General features: G+C 63.6%; 16 protein-coding genes. 14 read left to right on the top strand and 2 right to left on the bottom strand.

Annotation, left to right across the window (positions count from 1 at the left end; translation table 11 throughout):
• Positions 1 to 74: 74 nt before the first annotated feature.
• Positions 75 to 1,433: an exodeoxyribonuclease VII large subunit gene (gene xseA / locus O3298_RS24580; protein WP_305060754.1), complete on the bottom strand. Its 1,359-nt coding sequence runs from the start codon at positions 1,431 to 1,433 to the stop codon at positions 75 to 77.
• Positions 1,434 to 1,770: 337 nt separating this feature from the next.
• Between xseA and O3298_RS24575 the strand changes: the two genes are divergently transcribed.
• The 10 genes from O3298_RS24575 (at position 1,771) to O3298_RS24530 (ending at position 9,982) form a co-directional block, all read left to right on the top strand.
• Entirely contained in the window at positions 1,771 to 2,244 is a 474-nt protein-coding gene (locus O3298_RS24575) for a hypothetical protein (RefSeq protein ID WP_305056790.1), read from the top strand.
• Positions 2,245 to 2,765: 521 nt separating this feature from the next.
• A complete protein-coding gene (locus O3298_RS24570; protein ID WP_289906176.1) occupies positions 2,766 to 3,368 on the top strand; it encodes a MotA/TolQ/ExbB proton channel family protein in 603 nt (200 codons plus the stop codon).
• Positions 3,365 to 3,805: a biopolymer transporter ExbD gene (locus O3298_RS24565; RefSeq protein ID WP_035825768.1), complete on the top strand. Its 441-nt coding sequence runs from the start codon at positions 3,365 to 3,367 to the stop codon at positions 3,803 to 3,805. Before O3298_RS24570 ends, O3298_RS24565 begins: the two co-directional genes overlap by 4 nt.
• A 60-nt stretch (positions 3,806 to 3,865) precedes the next feature.
• Positions 3,866 to 4,921 carry a tetraacyldisaccharide 4'-kinase gene (lpxK, locus tag O3298_RS24560; protein WP_305060753.1) on the top strand — a complete coding sequence of 352 codons (1,056 nt, stop codon included), beginning with the start codon at positions 3,866 to 3,868 and terminating at the stop codon, positions 4,919 to 4,921.
• On the top strand, positions 4,902 to 5,078 hold the full coding sequence (locus O3298_RS24555; protein WP_010395789.1) for a Trm112 family protein: 177 nt from the start codon (positions 4,902 to 4,904) through the stop codon (positions 5,076 to 5,078). Before lpxK ends, O3298_RS24555 begins: the two co-directional genes overlap by 20 nt.
• A 2-nt stretch (positions 5,079 to 5,080) precedes the next feature.
• A complete protein-coding gene (gene kdsB / locus O3298_RS24550) occupies positions 5,081 to 5,836 on the top strand; it encodes a 3-deoxy-manno-octulosonate cytidylyltransferase (RefSeq protein WP_305060752.1) in 756 nt (251 codons plus the stop codon).
• 244 nt (positions 5,837 to 6,080) lie between these two features.
• Complete coding sequence (gene adk, locus O3298_RS24545) at positions 6,081 to 6,737, top strand: adenylate kinase (RefSeq protein ID WP_077400901.1); 657 nt, start codon at positions 6,081 to 6,083, stop codon at positions 6,735 to 6,737.
• A gap of 180 nt (positions 6,738 to 6,917) precedes the next feature.
• Positions 6,918 to 9,041 (top strand): sodium-translocating pyrophosphatase, encoded by a 2,124-nt coding sequence (locus tag O3298_RS24540; protein WP_289918351.1) that lies wholly within the window; start codon positions 6,918 to 6,920, stop codon positions 9,039 to 9,041.
• A 190-nt stretch (positions 9,042 to 9,231) separates the two neighbouring features.
• Positions 9,232 to 9,618: a hypothetical protein gene (locus O3298_RS24535; RefSeq protein ID WP_289900019.1), complete on the top strand. Its 387-nt coding sequence runs from the start codon at positions 9,232 to 9,234 to the stop codon at positions 9,616 to 9,618.
• 13 nt (positions 9,619 to 9,631) lie between these two features.
• Entirely contained in the window at positions 9,632 to 9,982 is a 351-nt protein-coding gene (locus tag O3298_RS24530) for a glycine zipper family protein (protein WP_289900020.1), read from the top strand.
• A gap of 4 nt (positions 9,983 to 9,986) precedes the next feature.
• Here the strand turns inward: O3298_RS24530 and O3298_RS24525 are convergent, their stop codons facing one another.
• Positions 9,987 to 12,044 carry a TonB-dependent receptor domain-containing protein gene (locus tag O3298_RS24525; RefSeq protein WP_305060751.1) on the bottom strand — a complete coding sequence of 686 codons (2,058 nt, stop codon included), beginning with the start codon at positions 12,042 to 12,044 and terminating at the stop codon, positions 9,987 to 9,989.
• Positions 12,045 to 12,364: 320 nt separating this feature from the next.
• Between O3298_RS24525 and O3298_RS24520 the strand changes: the two genes are divergently transcribed.
• The 4 genes from O3298_RS24520 to O3298_RS24505 all read left to right on the top strand — a co-directional run bounded on the left by O3298_RS24520 (position 12,365) and on the right by O3298_RS24505 (position 16,752).
• A complete protein-coding gene (locus O3298_RS24520; protein WP_289918356.1) occupies positions 12,365 to 12,760 on the top strand; it encodes a hypothetical protein in 396 nt (131 codons plus the stop codon).
• A gap of 152 nt (positions 12,761 to 12,912) precedes the next feature.
• Positions 12,913 to 13,671 carry a 3-hydroxyacyl-CoA dehydrogenase gene (locus O3298_RS24515; protein WP_099665094.1) on the top strand — a complete coding sequence of 253 codons (759 nt, stop codon included), beginning with the start codon at positions 12,913 to 12,915 and terminating at the stop codon, positions 13,669 to 13,671.
• A 94-nt stretch (positions 13,672 to 13,765) separates the two neighbouring features.
• On the top strand, positions 13,766 to 15,541 hold the full coding sequence (ggt, locus tag O3298_RS24510) for a gamma-glutamyltransferase (protein ID WP_289906167.1): 1,776 nt from the start codon (positions 13,766 to 13,768) through the stop codon (positions 15,539 to 15,541).
• Positions 15,542 to 15,582: 41 nt separating this feature from the next.
• Entirely contained in the window at positions 15,583 to 16,752 is a 1,170-nt protein-coding gene (locus tag O3298_RS24505; protein ID WP_034751717.1) for a patatin-like phospholipase family protein, read from the top strand.
• Positions 16,753 to 16,768 lie beyond the last annotated feature (16 nt).

The following is a 16,768-nucleotide window of genomic DNA, read 5'->3' as shown; positions in this document are numbered from 1 at the left end:
GGGGGAAAGAGCAGTCGCAGTAGCAGTCCACTCAGTAGGGAAGGTGTTGGGCCGGGGTTCTTCCCCGGCCTTTTTTATTCCAAGGTCGCTTGCACGCTGGCGATGCCGATCTGCGCGCTGCCTTCGGCCAGGCGCACGTTGACGTTCTGGCGCGCCTGCAGCTGCGCCGGCGAGCGCACGATCGCGCCTTTTTCATCGCGCAGGATGGCGTAGCCCCGTTCCAGGGTGCGCTGGGGATTGAGCAGTTCCAGCTGCGCCGCCAGGCCGTCGAGGCGGTGGCGCCGCTGCGTCAGTTGCTGCGCCATGGCCGCGCCGCCGCGCCGCTGCATTTCCACCAGGCGCGCGCGCGGCGCCGTGACGTCGGGTCGCAAGGCCGCCCAGCGCGCACGCAGGCGCTCCAGTGCGTACTGCGACTGGGTCACGGGCGCGCGCGCCGCATGCGTCATGGCCGTCGACAGGGCCAGCAGCTGCAGGCGCTGCTGCTGCAGCTGCGCCTTCGGGTTGAGCAGGCGGCGGCTGTGGCGGTCCAGGGTCTGCGCCGCATCGTCGAGGCTGCGGCGCATGGCGCGGCGCAGGTCCGCCGCATCGGCGCGCAGGGACGCCATCCAGTCGGCGCGCGGCGTGGCCGCCAGTTCGGCCGCCGCCGTCGGCGTGGCCGCGCGCAGGTCGGCCGCGAAGTCGGCGATGGTGAAATCCGTCTCGTGGCCCACGCCGCTGATCACGGGCATGGAGCAATCGGCGATCGCGTATGCCACGGCTTCATCGTTGAACGACCACAGATCCTCGATGCTGCCGCCGCCGCGGCACACCAGCAGCACGTCGCACTCGGCCCTTGTTGATGCCGTGCGGATGGCGTGCGCGATTTTTTCCGGCGCCTGCTGGCCCTGCACTGGCGTGGGGTAGAGGATGATGTTGACGTGCGGCGCGCGGCGCTTGAGCGCGATCAAGACGTCGCGCAGGGCGGCCGCCTGCGGGCTGGTGACGATGCCGATGCTGCGCGCGAACATGGGGATGGCGCGCTTGCGTTCCTGGTCGAACAGCCCTTGCGCGGCCAGCTTTTCCTTCAGGCGCTGGAACGCTTCATACAGGGCGCCCACGCCGGCGCGGCGGATGGCTTCCACGTTGATCTGGTAATCGCCGCGCGCGCCGTACAGGGTGACGAGGGCGCGCACTTCCACCTTGTCGCCTTCGCGCGGCGTGAAGCCGGCAAACTGGGCGCGGCCGCGGAACATCACGGCGCGCACCTGGGCGCCATCGTCCTTCAGGGTGAAATACCAGTGGCCGGAAGCGGCGCGCGTGAAGTTGGAAATCTCGCCGGCGATCCAGGTCAGGGGAAACGAGCGCTCGAGCAGGCGCGCGACGGCCTGGTTCAGGGCGCTGACGGTCAGCACGGGCGGGGCGGCAAAGCCGCTGTCAGTCGGGGTGTCGGTCATGATCAAGCTGGGGGAGGTGAGGGAACTGTCCACATATTATCGGCGAGGTCATGCTTATGTCATATATCGTGCAAAACAACAAGTTCTATTTCTAAGTATTTGATTTCATGATGAATTCCCGTATGCCTGATTTGCGTGCACAGGGAAAAAAACCTTTAATATCAAGCACATCAGTACAGCCCCTGCCACTTACGCACAAAGTTATCCACAGAAAGTGTGCGGAACTTTTTGCCTTGGACAAACATGGCCCGGCAAGCCGGCATTGACCGATAAAAATGCCTTGCTACATTTTTGCGCACGGAAATAAAGAGCATAGGAATCAAGCGCTTAGTATGCCATGCATGGCCTTGCGCACAATCTTATCCACAAAAAATGTGCAGAACTCTGGCGCGGCGCCGGATTTATCCACTGGAATGCCCATGGCATGGCTTGCCTGAATTTTGCGCAGCATAAAAATAGCCATATAAATCAATGGTATAGCATCACATCGTGGGCCTTGCTCACAATCTTATCCACAGAATATGTGCAAAACTGCATAAATCGTTTCGTTTTTTCGCCTGGTTTTCCACTACTCGGCCAGGTCGTTGCACTGCCTCATTTTTCAGCATTGAAAAAAACTCCTTTAAAATCAATGATCTTGCATGGAGTCAATCCGCTTGCTCACAATCTTATCCACACTTTATGTGCGAAACTGCCTTTGCGGTGGAAAACTGCCGTTTCGAAGCGCAATCGGACCGATAAAAGCCCGCTTTTCAGCGCTTGCCACATTTTTATGCATGGCAATAAAAACGATATAAATCAAAGTACTTAGCGCGTATCCTTGCGCTTGCACACAATCTTGTCCACAGATTGTGTGCAGAACTTTGACGGTCACTCTGGCGTCGATTTCGTGCTCGCTGCCACTTTTTTACTCATTGATTTAATTTCCTTTAAAATCAATGGTTTAATTGAATTCCTCGGCTTTGCGCACAATCTTGTCCACAGTAAATGTGCAGAACTCTTGAATTCTTGATTTTATGACATTGACTCCTGTCGATAAGCTGCTATGCCTGTATTTTGCGCAGTACAATAATTCACTTGTAAATCAATGGCTTGCATGCTGGACTTCATGCTTGCTCACAATCTTATCCACACAAAGTGTGCAAAACTGGGGGCGCTTGGCGCGCGCCCGCCGGGCCGTGTGGACAAGTGCCATGCGGGCGCCACTTGCCGCCGGCGCGGCAACGCGCTACATTGCGCCATTCCCGCGCGGACGTACAATCGGTCTTCGGCGCTCGGTACAATACAGGCTGTTCGGGCGGTTCATCGCCTTTCCTCTATCAGGAGTTTCTTTTGCTCGCTATATTTCAAGCCGCTGGCTGGCCCATCTGGCTGTTGTTGATCGCTTCCATCGTCGCCCTGGCCCTGATCATCGAGCGCCTGCTGTATTTGCGCCGCGTCAAGATACTGCCCCGCAAGCTGTTTGATGAAGTGGTGCAGGTGTATCGCAGCGGCAAGATCACGCCGGACACGGTGGCCAAGCTGGAAGGCAACTCGCCGCTGGGCGTGGTGCTGGCCGCCGCCCTGCGCAACGTCGACGCGCCGCGCGAAGTGATGAAGGAATCGATCGAAGAGGCGGGCAGCGGCGTGGCCCACACGCTGGAACGTTTCTTGACGACCCTGGGCACCATCGCCACCCTGGCGCCGCTGATGGGGCTGTTCGGCACGGTGATCGGCATGATCGAGATTTTTGCCTCGCCCGGCGCCACCGCGTCGAACGCGGCGCTGTCGCACGGTATTTCCGTCGCCTTGTATAACACGGCGTTTGGCCTGGCCATCGCCATGCCGGCCCTGATTTTCTACCGCCACTTCCGCGCCCTCGTCGACAGCTTTGTCATTGACATGGAGCAACAAGCGGTCAAGTTCGTCGACATCGTCCACAGTGGCCGCAAATGAACTTCCGCAAAGGCAAGGGGCGTGAAGACCCCGAAATCAACCTGATCCCGTTCATCGACGTGTTGCTGGTGATCCTGATCTTCCTCATGGTCAGCACCACCTACAGCAAGTTCACGGAGCTGCAGATCACCTTGCCGACGGCCGATGCCGAGCAAGCGAAGGACAAGCCGCAGCAGCTCGACGTCACCATCGATGCCAAGGGTAACTACACGGTCAACCGCGAACCCGTCTCGTTCCGCGACGTGGCCGGCCTGGCTGACGCCTTGCAGGATGCGGCCAAGGCGGCCAATGGCGGCAAGGCGCCCGCGCAGACGCCCGTCGTGGTGGTCAACGCCGACCAGTTCGCCATGCACCAGATGGTCATCCACGTGATGGAAGCGGCGCGCCTGGCCGGTTATGAAAAGCTGACGTTTGCGGCGCAGGCGGGCGGCAAGTAAGTTCCTACCGTTACCGGCAACAAAATTGGGGTCAGACCCCAGCCCTTTACCCTTCACCGCATGCCCACTTCCCCACCCCTCAAGCTTGAATCCACTCTCACCCGCGCCTGGCTGACGCGCGGTCCGCTGGCGTGTGCGCTGTGGCCCTTGTCGCTGCTGTTCGGCGCCTTGAGCAGCGTCAGGCGCGGCCTGTACCGGGCCAACCTTCTGAAATCGGCGCGCCTGCCCGTGCCCGTCGTTGTCGTCGGCAACATTTTCATCGGCGGCACGGGCAAGACGCCGTTGACGATCTGGCTGGTGCAAGCCTTGCGCGACGCGGGCATGCGCCCGGGCGTCATTTCGCGCGGCCATGGCAGCGCCGACCGCTTGCCGCGCGCCGTCAGCACCGCCTCCACGCCGCAGCAGGTGGGCGACGAGCCGCTGCTGATCTTCCAGCGCGGCGGCTGCCCCGTGGTGGTGGGGCGCGACCGCGCGCAAGCGGGCAGGGCGCTGCTGGCCGCGCACCCGGATGTCGACGTGCTGGTGACGGACGACGGCTTGCAGCATTACGCCCTGCAGCGCGACGTGGAAATCGTGCTGTTCGACGGCCGCGGCGCCGGCAATGGCTGGCTGCTGCCGGCAGGACCGCTGCGCGAATCGCCGCGCCGCCGGCGCGACGTGACGGTGATCAATGCGCCCGAGCTGGCGCCGGCACTGGTGGACCAGGTCGCGCCGCAAGGCGGGCTGGTGGTACAGATGTGGCTGGCCGGCGGCGTGGCCGAGCGCATGCTGAACCGCGGCGAAAGCATGGCCCTTGCCGACCTGGCGGCCAGCGGCCTGCGCATCGTGGCGGCGGCCGGCATCGGCAATCCCGGGCGCTTCTTTGCCATGCTGCGCGGGGCCGGACTGGACTTCACGGAACTGCCCCTGCCCGACCATCACGACTTCCTCGACCAGCCATTTGCCGCCCTCGACACGGATGTGATCTTGATCACCGAGAAGGATGCAGTAAAATGTGCGCAAATTGAACATCTCAAAGATGACCCGAGACTGTGGGTCGTCCCCGTCAGTGCGCGCATCGATAGCGCGCTGGCCCAACAAATTGTGGAGAAATGTCGTGGACGCTCGACTGCTTGATATCCTGGTCTGCCCTGTTTGCAAGGGTCCGCTTGAACACGATAAGAAGGCGCAGGAACTGATTTGCCGCGCCGACCGTCTGGCCTATCCTATCCGCGATGGCATCCCCATCATGTGGGCGGACGAAGCGCGCACCCTGCAAGACGCAGTGGAATAACGATGGCGTTCATCGTCATCATCCCGGCCCGCCTGGCCTCGACGCGCCTGCCGGGCAAGCCGCTGGCCGACCTGGGCGGCAAACCCATGGTGGTGCGCGTGGCCGAGCAGGCGCTGCTCTCGGGCGCCGCGCGCGTCATCGTCGCCACCGACCATGACAGCATCCGCGCCGCCTGCGCCGCGCATGGCGTGGAAGTGTGCATGACGCGCAGCGACCATCCGTCGGGCACGGACCGCATCGCCGAAGTGGCGCGCACGCTCGGGCTGCCGCCGGACGCCGTCGTCGTCAACCTGCAGGGCGACGAACCGTTGATCGATCCGGCCCTGCTGGCCGCCTGCGCGGCGCAGATCAGCGCCGCCGTCCCCATGGCCACCTGCGCCCATCCGCTGCATGATGTGGCCGACGCGTTCAATCCGAACGTGGTCAAGGTCGTGCTGGACAAGAACGGCCGCGCCTTGTATTTCTCGCGCGCCACCATCCCTTGGCACCGCGACGGCTTCGCGCAGTCGAAAGACAGCTTGCCTGCAGGCTACGTTCCCCTGCGGCATATCGGCCTGTATGCGTACAGCAATGCGTTTTTGCAAGAATATCCGCAATTGTCCGCCTCGCCGCTGGAAGCCATCGAAGCGCTGGAGCAGCTGCGCGTGCTGTGGCACGGTGTTGCCATCGCCGTCCACGTGACCGATAGCGCGCCGGCAGCCGGTGTCGACACGCCGGAAGATCTTGCCAGGGTGCAAGCCCACTACGGCGCCCTGTAAGCGCTACCCGCAAAACGGCAGGCGTGCAAATATAATTTTGTGCGCCTGCAGTAAAAACCACATTTTGAAACGTGCGCCGCGCGAATTGCTGGCTTTGATCAATCAGGGCATAGCAATTCGATAGCAAACTGGCGTTCCGGGGATTTTTTGTGGTAAGTTTCGTAGGGAAAGATAGCCTTAGCAACACCATCTAAAAAAAATTACACATACCACCATCCAAAATCTGTTTTTTAGGAACTTTTCAATGCGTCTGATACTTTTAGGAGCACCCGGTGCCGGCAAGGGCACCCAAGCTAATTTCATCAAAGAAAAATACAACATTCCACAAATCTCCACGGGCGACATGCTGCGCGCGGCGATCAAGGAAGGCTCCGAACTGGGCCTGGCAGCGAAAAAAGTCATGGATGCGGGCGGCCTCGTGTCGGACGACATCATGATCGGCCTGGTCAAGAATCGCCTGCAGGAAGCCGATTGCGCCAATGGCTACCTGTTCGACGGCTTCCCGCGCACTATCGCGCAAGCGGACGCCATGAAAGACGCCGGCATCAATGTCGACTACGTGCTGGAAATCGACGTGCCTGACGCTTCGATCATCGAGCGCATGGACGGCCGCCGCAGCCACCCGGGTTCGGGGCGCGTGTATCACGTCAAATTCAACCCGCCCAAGGTCGACGGCGTCGACGACATCACCGGCGAACCGCTGATCCAGCGCGACGACGACAAGGCGGAAACGGTCAAGAAGCGCCTGGACGTGTACCACAACCAGACCAAGGTCTTGTTGGGCTACTACAATGACTGGGCCAAGTCCGGCCTGCCAGGCGCACCGAAATACCGCCGCATCGCCGGCGTCGGTCCGGTCGAGCAAATCCGCGACAGCGCATTTGCCGCCCTGGCGGAATAAGCAGTTTATGAAAAGCGGACCTGAGCGTCCGCTTTTTTTGTGCCCGCTTTTCGCCAGCGGTGCCGCATCGTTTTCGTAGTTCAGGTTTTTTGCAGGTCGTGTTTTCCTGGCTGCGCGTGCCTACCCGGTGCGGTCTGCAGCTGTTGGCAATGACGTCGGATAAAAACAGAAGGGGACGATATGGCAGCAAGCTTGTGGTTTGCGGTAGCCTGCGGCGTGGTCGCAGTCATTTACGGTTTGGTATCGCGCAGCTGGATCCTGAGGCAGGATCCCGGCAACGCGCGCATGCAGGAAATCGCCCTGGCCATCCAGCAGGGCGCGGCCGCCTACCTGGCGCGCCAGTACCGCACCATCGCCATCGTCGGCGTGGTGTTGTTGATCGCCATCTACGCGCTGCTTGGCCTGCACACGGCCCTGGGCTTCTTGATCGGCGCCGTGCTGTCGGGCGCCTGCGGCTTCATCGGCATGAATGTCTCCGTGCGGGCCAATGTGCGCACGGCGCAGGCGGCCACCCTGGGCATCAACCAGGCACTGAACGTGGCCTTCAAGGGCGGGGCGATCACGGGCATGCTGGTCGTCGGCCTGGGCCTGTTGGGCGTGACCCTGTTCTACTGGCTGCTGGCGACGACGGGCGCGCCCGGCCTCACGCAGCATGACCTGATCAAGCCCCTGATCGGCCTGGCCTTCGGCGCCTCGCTCATTTCCATCTTCGCGCGGCTCGGCGGCGGCATCTTTACCAAGGGCGCCGACGTGGGCGCGGACCTGGTGGGCAAGGTCGAAGCGGGCATCCCCGAGGACGATCCGCGCAACCCGGCCGTCATCGCCGACAACGTGGGCGACAACGTGGGCGACTGCGCCGGCATGGCGGCCGACCTGTTCGAAACCTATGTCGTGACCCTGATCGCCACCATGCTGCTGGGCGCACTGCTGATGGCAGAGGCCAGCAGCACGGCCATCATCTACCCGCTGCTGCTGGGCGCCGTCTCCATCCTCGCTTCCATCGTCGGCTGCTCGATGGTCAAGACGGCCCCCGGCAAGAAGATCATGTCGGCCCTGTACACGGGATTGTGGTGGGCGGCCGGCCTGTCGCTGGTCGGTTTTGCCGTGGTGACGTGGCTGCTGTGGCCCGACGACGCCATGCGCTACAAGATGCTGGGCGCCACCGTCGTCGGCATCGTCCTCACGGGCCTGATGGTGTACATCACCGAGTACTACACGGGCACGGATTTCAAGCCCGTGCGCCACATCGCCGAAGCGTCGACGACGGGCCATGGCACGAACATCATCGCCGGCCTGGGCGTGTCGATGAAGTCCACGGCGTACCCGGTGCTGGCCGTCTGCGTCGCCATCCTCGTTTCGTATCAATTGGCGGGCCTGTACGGCATCGCCATCGCGGCCACTTCCATGCTGTCGATGGCGGGCATCATCGTCGCCCTCGACGCGTATGGCCCCATCACGGATAACGCGGGCGGCATCGCGGAAATGTCGGGCTTGCCCGACTCCGTGCGCGCCATCACCGATCCTTTGGATGCCGTCGGCAACACGACCAAAGCCGTCACCAAGGGCTACGCCATCGGCTCGGCCGGGCTGGCCGCGCTGGTGCTGTTCGCCGACTACACGCATGCGCTCGAATCCGTGGGCCAGCACATCACCTTCGATTTGTCGAACCCCATGGTCATCGTCGGCCTGTTCATCGGCGGCTTGATACCGTATCTGTTCGGCGCCATGGCGATGGAAGCCGTGGGCCGCGCGGCCGGCGCCGTGGTGGTGGAGGTGCGGCGCCAGTTCCGTGACATCAAGGGCATCATGGAAGGTACGGCGCGGCCCGAATACGACAAGGCCGTGGACATGCTGACGGCGTCGGCCATCCGCGAAATGATCGTGCCGTCCCTGCTGCCCGTGGTGGTGCCCATCGTCGTGGGCATGCTGCTGGGGCCTGCGGCGCTCGGTGGCTTGCTGATGGGGACGATCGTCACGGGCCTGTTCGTGGCCATTTCCATGACCACGGGCGGCGGCGCCTGGGACAATGCGAAGAAATACATCGAGGATGGCCATTTCGGCGGCAAGGGTTCGGACGCGCACAAGGCAGCCGTCACGGGCGACACGGTGGGCGACCCGTACAAGGATACGGCCGGTCCAGCAGTGAACCCCTTGATCAAGATCATCAATATCGTGGCCCTGCTGCTGGTGCCGCTGCTGCCGGCCACGGGCTGGCTGGCCGTCAAGGCGCCGGCGCCCATCCACGCGCCCGCGCCGCCCATCCTGGCGCCGGCGACACCCGTGCAAAGCTTGCCCGCGCAATAAACTGCGCCATCCCGGCAGCCCCGTGGCCAGCGCCGCGGGGCTGTTTGTATTTTGCGTAAATGAAACTTTCCTGCCGTCCATATCCTCGGCGTATCAAAGGTGAGCAATTGTTACGGCGCCTTTGCTTGTGCTGGCTCTCTGTCAATAATGGAATGAGCGTCACAGTTGGGCATGAAGGCGGGAGGATGTCATGGACAGCATCAGCAGGAAGGGCGGCGCGCTGGCGGCGCTGTTGGTATTGGCGGTCACGGCGGGAGTGGCCCAGGCGGCGCCAGGCCGGCATGGCGGCTTTCACGGCGGCCACGGCCACTTCCATGGTCGTTCGCACGTGGGCGTCTGGGTGGGATCGCCCTGGTGGTATGGCTACGGGCCGGGCTGGTATGGCGACCCGTGGTATGGCTATCCCTATCCATATGGGCGCACCCTGATCGTGCAGCCGCCGCCCGTATACATCGAGCAGGGCGGCGAGCCGACGGTGCAGATGTGGTACTACTGCGCGAGACCGCAGGGCTATTATCCCTATGTGAAAAATTGCAGTACGGCATGGCGTGCCGTGCTGCCGACCAGCGTGCGCTGACGGGGAGGCGAAGATGAACACGAAAGCGTTGATGGGGCGTGCCGGCCTGCTGGCGCCCCTGCTGCTGGCCGCCTGCACGGTGATGCCGGAAGGGCCGTCGGCCACGGCCTTGCCCGGCACGGGCAAGAGCCCCGAGCAATTCCGCGTCGATGACGGCAGTTGCCGTGGCTACGCGCAGGCGCAGCTGGCCGGCACGGGCGCGGCCGACAGTTCCTCGCATGGCATGCAGCGCAGCTACGATGATTCTTATCAGAAATGCATGTATGCGAGCGGCCACAAGGTGCCCGCGGCCGGGCGGATGCTGGGCAGCGTGCCGGCGAATGCCGCCACGCCGCCGCCCGATACGCCGCCGCCCCGGTACTAGCCGCTTAGAAGCGCGACGTCAGGCCGACAAACATGCGCCGTCCCGGCACGTAATAGTCGACCAGTCCATCGGCCATCGGACCCTTCTTGAACAGGTTTTGCACGCCGCCACGCACGGTCCATTGCGGCGTGACCTTGTACGACACGACGGTGTCGACGATGGTGTAGGCCTTGTCGGCCAGCTTGCCGGCGTCGAGTTCCTTGCCCGTGTACTGGGCCGAGACTTCGCCGAACAGCTGGTCGTTGACTTGCCAGCCCAGCGCCGAGTACCACGACAGCTTCGGCGTCGACAGCAGGTTGGCGCCCGTGGTCAGGTTTTTCGCTTCCGCCATGTAGGTGACGTTGTTACGCCAGTTCAGGTTTTTCGTCAGCGGGATGGTGGCCGTCGCTTCCAGGCCGCTGGTGCGCGCCTTCTGGATATTCGTCATCTTGGTCCACCAGCGCTGCTGGTAAAAGCCCAGCGGCGCATAGTCGATCTTGTTCTTGAAATCCGTGTGGAAGTAGGTCAGGCCCACATCCCAGCCATTCTGTTCCCACGCCACGCCGATCTCGCCGGCCGTGCTCGTTTCCGGCTTCAAGTCCGCATTGCCGGCCATGTAGCAGTCGCCCTTGATGTAGCCCAGCGGCTTGAGGCTGCCGCAACCGCGTCCGGCCGAGTTGGTCGCTGCCGCTGGCGAGTTTTCCTTCAGGCTCGGGGCGCGGAAGCCTTGCGAGATGCCGCCCTTGATGGTCCAGGCGGGGGCAGGGTGGTACACCAGGTACAGGCGCGGACTGTAATGGTTGCCGAACTTGCTGTGGTGATCGAGGCGCAAGCCGGCCGTGGCCGTCAAGTCCTCGCGCAGGAACAATTGATCTTCCGCAAACAGGGCCGAGGTGGTGCCGGACAGGGTCGCGCCGCTCACGGTGTTGCCCAGGTAATCGGTGGGTACGGTGCCGATGGTGTTCGTGTTCGTCAATTCCTGGTGCTTCCACTGGCCGCCCATCACCAGCATTTGCTCGATGCCGCCCCAGCCGACCCGTTTTTCCAGGCTGGCATCGAGCGTGCTGTCCTTGGATTTGGCCACCGTGCCGACGAATTGGTTGTCGAAATCGTTGTGATACAGGTTGACCGTGGTCTTGCCGAAGTCCCAGCGGCCTTCGTAGCCGAGGCTGACGCTCTTGCGTATCAGCTTGTTGGCGCCCCAGCTGGGAACCAGCGACTCGCCGTCCGCATCGCGTGTGCTCGAACCGCTGGCTTCCTGCCTGCCATAGCTGGCGTCCAGCGACAGGTTCTGTTTCTTGCCCAGCGCCCAGGTCAGCTGGCCCGAGACAGTCTGGTTGCGTTCGCCGCCGATGCCACCGGCTTTGTCGAATTTTTCATCGGGATTCTGGCGCGTCTGGCTCACGCCCAGGCGCATGCCCACCGTGTCCGACAGGGGGCCGGCCAGGTTGACGCCCAGCTGGTGAGCCGTGCCGCGGTCGCTTTCCTGCGGTTGCGTGTAGTTGGCCGTGGCCGAACCGTTCCACTTGCCCGGCACCTTGCGCGTGATGATGTTGATCACGCCGCCCATGGCGTCCGAACCGTACAGCGACGACATGGGTCCGCGCACCACTTCGATGCGCTCAATCATGTCGGGCGAGATCCAGTTCAAGTCCTGGCGGCCCAGGTCGGGACGGTAAGCCGTGTCGCTCGAGCTGCCCACGCGCTTGCCGTCGACCAGGATCAGGGTGTATTTGTCGGGCAAACCGCGCAGCTTGATCTTCGACGCTTCGCCTTCGGGGCCGGTGCCGCCTGTCACGCCGGGGATACGGCGCAGCAAGGTATTCAAGTCATACACGGGCTGGCGCTCGATTTCCTCGCGCGTGATGACGCTGATGCTGGCCGGCGCATCCTTGATGTCGATGGCCGTGCCGGACGCCGTGACGACTACCGTGTTCATGGTGGGATCGGCGGCCACATTGCCTTCGGCCCAGGCGTTGCTGACGGCCAGCGAGAGCAGGCAGGGCAGGAGCAGGGCGGCGGAATGGAGGGGGCGGGCGGGAGTGGCGACGGGGGCTACGAAGGCGGGACTACGCTTGGTCATGGTGAACTTTCCGGATGTTGTTATTTCCTGGCTGCCTTCCGGGTGGCTCGGGTATGAATGAATGAAAAGAGTAAAAAATGCGCTCCCATCCTGCGAATGAGAATAAGAATCGTTCTTATTGTAATGCCATACTGGCAAGAAGGAAAGTGCTGAAAGGAAATAAAACACCGTTACGCTGTGCGCATGGCAGGTACAAGCGTGACAAATTGTTACCCGCGCTGGCATCTGGCGCGGCGTGTGCCAATAATGAAAGTTGCGATGGATGCTTGGGAGGCGGCATGAAGAGGCTGGCAAAAATGATATCGGCACTGGCGTGCTCCATGCTGCTCGCTGGCGGCCATGCCCGGGCGCAGGAGCAGGCGGCGCCTGCTGAGTCCTTGACTGAGCCTTTGCCCGTGTGCCAGCTCGACCCGCGCGACAGCGGCAAGCTGGCGGTGGAGCCGTGCCGCCCGGCGCCGCCCGTGCAGCCGCGCCGTTCCGTGGCACAGGTGATCGGCCGCATGCCGGCGCAGCCTGCGTCACCGGTCGTGCCCATCGCGCCCCTGCCGCCCAGCCCCGCCGTGTCGATGCCGCGCGCGCCGCAGCCCATCGGCTCATGCGATTCAGGCGGTTGCCGCGATGCGGCAGGCGCGCGCTACAACGGCGCGGGCAACGCCACGCTCGATGCCAACGGGCGCATCTGTCACCGCAATGGCGCTTTCATGCAGTGTTTTTAACTTTCTCATTCGCCAGCGCTGCAAGTTTTCGCTCGGTGACCATAAAAATGGCTACAATTGTCGCCGACATTACGTTTACGTAAACGTAATGATGGCATCATGTATCAACCATCAGGCGCCGGGAACACGGCCCTTATCACTCAGGAGATTTCATGCAGATTCAGGACAATGTATTCATCATCACGGGCGGCGCATCGGGCTTGGGCGCCGCCACGGCGCGCATGCTGACGGCGGCCGGCGGCAAGGTCGTGCTGGCCGACGTGCAGACGGAAGCGGGCCAGGCGCTGGCCGCTGAACTCGGTGGCGTGTTCGTCCAGTGCGACGTGACGTCGGAAGAGGACGGCCTGGCCGTGGTGGCGGCAGCCACGAAGCTTGGCACCTTGCGCGGCCTGGTCAACTGCGCCGGCGTGGCGCCTGCCGTGAAAACCGTGGGCAAGGATGGCCCGCATCCGCTGGCCCTGTTCCAGAAGGTCGTCAACATCAACCTGGTGGGCACCTTCAATATGTGCCGCCTGGCGGCCGACGCCATGGCGAAACAGGATGCGACGGCCGAAGGCGAGCGCGGCATCATCATCAACACGGCGTCCGTGGCGGCCTACGATGGCCAGATCGGCCAGGCCGCGTATGCGTCGTCGAAGGCGGCCGTGGTGGGCCTGACCCTGCCGATGGCGCGCGACCTGTCGCGCAACGGCATTCGCGTCATGACGGTGGCGCCCGGCATTTTCGAAACGCCGATGTTGCTGGGCATGCCGGCCGAAGTGCAGGACGCGCTGGGCAAGATGGTGCCGTTCCCTTCGCGCCTGGGCAAGCCTGGCGAATACGCGCAACTGGTGAAAGCCATCGTGGAAAACGTTATGCTCAATGGCGAGACCATCCGCCTGGACGGCGCCATCCGCATGCAGCCCAAGTAAGGGGCAGTGCCTTGACGGGCATTTGATGTAGGATACCCCCGTATGGGGCGTACAGCCTTGCCTGGCTGTGCGCCCTTTTTTTATCGGAGAATCCATGATCATATTGAAGCCGCTGGCGCTGAGCCTGACCTTGCTGGGAGCCCTCGCTGCCAGTCCCGCATTTGCCGAAGTGCCGCAAAAGGCACCGGAAATCGCCACCGCGTATGCGGAAAAATCGGGTTGGGCGGCACAGAAATTCATGGTTGCCGCCGCCAATCCGCTGGCCGCCGATGCCGGCTACCAGATGCTGAAAAAGGGCGGCAGCGCCATCGACGCGGCCATCGCCACGCAGCTGGTCCTCACCCTGGTCGAGCCGCAATCGTCGGGTATCGGCGGCGGCGCCTTTTTGCTGTACTCCACGGCCAAGGGCGTGCAAGCGTTCGACGGACGCGAAACGGCGCCTGCCAGCGCCGATGAACACCTGTTCCAGAATGCCGACGGCAGTCCCGTCTCGCGCGCCACGGGCGTGGTGGGCGGGCGTTCCGTGGGCGCGCCGGGCGTGCTGCGCATGCTGGAACTGGCGCACAAGGAACACGGCAAGCTGCCGTGGGCGACCCTGTTCGGCCCCGCCATCAAGCTGGCGCACGGCGGCTTTCCCGTCAGCCAGCGCCTCAACGGCCTGCTGAACTGGGACCAGGCCTTGAAGCGCGACCCTGTCGCCGCCGCGTATTTCTATGACCCGGACGGCAAGGCCTGGCCCGTCGGCCACGTGCTGAAAAACCCGCAGCTGGCGCGCACCCTGCGCGAGATCGCCCGTGGCGGCGCCGACGCGTTTTACAACGGCCGCATCGCGCGCGACATCGCCGCCAAGGTGGCAGCGCATCCGACAAATCCGGGCAAGCTGACGGCGCAGGATATCGCCGGCTACCGCGCCAAGGTGCGTGAACCCGTCTGCAGCGATTACAAGGCCTGGACCGTGTGCGGCATGCCGCCGCCATCGTCGGGCGGCATCGCCATCGCGCAGATGCTGGGCATGCTGGAAGTGAAGGATATCCGGCCGTATGCGCCCGTCGACGGCGTGCTCGACGCGCGGGCGATCCACCTGTTCTCGGAAGCGGGGCGCCTGGCTTACGCGGACCGCAACCGCTACGTGGCGGACACGGACTTCGTGCCGCTGCCGGGCAATGGCGTCGCCTCGATGCTGGATAAAACCTATCTGGCGCAGCGCGCCTCGCTGATCGGCGAGAAATCCATGGGCCGCGCCTTGCCTGGCACGCCGCCGGGCATGCAGGTGGCGTGGGGCATGGACAACGCCTTGCAGCGCCCGTCGACCTCGCACCTGGTGGCGGTGGATGCTTTTGGGGGCGGCCTGTCGATGACCACCAGCGTGGAAGACGCGTTCGGTTCGCGCCAGATGGTCGACGGCTTTTTGCTGAATAACCAGCTGACGGATTTCTCGTTCGATTCGCGCGATGCGGACGGCCCCATCGCCAACCGGGTCGAAGCGGGCAAGCGTCCGCGCAGCGCCATGTCGCCCACCCTTGTGTTCGAGAAGGGCACGCACAAGCTGGTGCTGGCGACGGGTTCGCCCGGCGGCTCGTCCATCATCAACTATGTCGCCAAGGTGCTGGTCGGCACCATGGACTGGGGCTTGAACGTGCAGCAAGCCATCAGCCTGCCGAACTTCGGCAGCCGCAATGGCCCGACGGAGCTGGAAAAGGGCCGCGCGCCTGTCGCGCAAGTCGAGGCGCTGCAGGCGATGGGCCACGAGGTGCGCGTGATCGAACAGAATTCCGGCTTGCAGGGCATCATGCGGCTGAATGCGCATGGCAAGGACTTCTGGTTTGGCGGCGCCGATCCGCGCCGTGAAGGCATGGTCAAGGGAGATTGAAACTTTTCCACAAAGTATCAAGACCCTGCTAATCTGCCGGCATGGGAATGCAAAATAAAACAGGCTTGATACTCACGGGAGGAGGCGCCCGTGCCGCCTACCAGGTGGGCGTGCTGCAGGCGATTTCGGCGATTTTGTGGGAAGCGGGCTGGGCGCCGGCGCGCAACCCGTTCGACATCATCTGCGGCACCTCGGCCGGCGCCATCAACGCCACGGCGCTGGCCTGCCGTGCCGATAACTTCGGCGAAGGCGTGCAAAAGCTGCTCGACGTGTGGCAGCACATCGAAGTCGAGCAAGTCTACCGGGCCGATTCGCTGGGCGTGATCCGCTCGGGCGCGCGCTGGCTGTCGCTGCTGTCGTTCGGCTGGCTGCTGCGCCAGTGGCACGCGTCGCCGCCCAGCTCCCTGCTCGACAACACGCCGCTGGTCAGCCTGCTGCACCGCATGCTCGACCTGCCGCGCCTGGACGCGGCCCTGGCCGACGGCCTGCTGCATGCGCTGGCCGTGACGGCGTCGTCGTACTCGGGCAGCCGCCACATGACGTTTTACCAGACGGCCGAGGATATCGCGCCCTGGGTGCGCACGCAGCGCCTGGCCCTGCCGGACCAGATCGGCGTGGAGCACTTGCTCGCCTCGGCCGCCATCCCCTTCATCTTTCCCGCCGTGCCCCTGTACGTGGGCGGCCAGCGCGAATATTGCGGCGACGGTTCCATGCGCCAGCTGGCGCCGATCTCGCCGGCGATCCACCTGGGCGCGAACAAGGTGCTGGTGGTGGGGGCGGGGCGCATGACGGAACCGGCGCCCGCCGCGTCCGAAGCGGCACGCTACCCGAGCCTGGCGCAGATTGCCGGCCACGCGCTGTCGTCGATCTTCCTCGATGGCCTGGCCGTCGACATCGAGCGCCTGAACCGCATCAACCTGACCCTGTCGATGCTGCCGCCCGAATTGCTGGGCAAGACGGCCTTGCGGCCCGTGGAATTGCTGGTCATCGCGCCGTCCGAGCGGCTCGACGCCATCGCCAGCCGGCATATCGGCAGTTTGCCCCGCCCCATCCGCACCATGTTGTCGGGTATCGGCGCGGCCGAAGCGCGCGGCGCGGCGCTGGCATCGTATTTATTGTTCGAATCGACGTATACTAACGAGCTGATCCGTCTTGGACAGCGCGATACGCAAGCCCGCAAGGATGATGTCCTGGCGTTCTTTGGTTCCTGAGACGGCCCCTGGAGCG

Origin of the sequence: Janthinobacterium sp. SUN137 (assembly GCF_030587265.1) — a bacterium.
Lineage (GTDB): Bacteria > Pseudomonadota > Gammaproteobacteria > Burkholderiales > Burkholderiaceae_D > Janthinobacterium > Janthinobacterium kumbetense.
This window is presented reverse-complemented; position numbering and strand designations above follow the sequence as displayed.